The sequence below is a fragment of the Vibrio sp. YT-19(2023) genome, from assembly GCF_033337395.1.
Genome location: NZ_JAWOQN010000977.1, coordinates 1 through 550 on the forward strand (window position 1 = coordinate 1; position 550 = coordinate 550).

1 pseudogene is annotated in these 550 nt (G+C 49.1%); it reads left to right on the forward strand.

Annotated elements, in window-relative coordinates:
- Positions 1 to 550: pseudogene (locus tag R7E78_RS29530) on the forward strand (ABC transporter permease); the annotation flags it as partial.

The following is a 550-nucleotide window of genomic DNA, read 5'->3' on the forward strand; positions in this document are numbered from 1 at the left end:
CCAGCACTTGAGGTTTTACAGCAGGGCACAGCGCAACGATCTTGGAAGCGACTGCTGCTCGTTCTTGTCCCTGTGCTTCCATTGCTCGCGTTGTACGCAAACAACACTTTGGTCTGGATTGTACTTGCGGGTATTGCAGCACTATTTGTCGTGTTGGCCGGATTAAGCATCGCATTGACGAAGTTATTCTCCCGCTTTGCCACCAAACCAGCGATGAAGTTGGCACTGAGCCGAATCAACCGCACGCCTATTACCAGCGGTCTGCAGTTTGGTGCGCTGTCGCTTTCTTTGATGCTCCTTTCCATTATTTGGCTTGTCCGTAGTGACATCCTCGCGGATTGGGAACGGACTTTGCCTGCGGATGCGCCTAATGTATTTGCATTAAACATTGGCGATTATGAACTGGCTAACTACCTAGAAACACTGGATAAAAATGGAGTGACGCGGTCACAAGCATTTCCAATTATTCGAGGACGACTCACAGAGATTAATGGCCAAAACGTTAGAGAGGTTGAATATGAAGGGGAAGGCTCTGACGCAATTCGTCGAG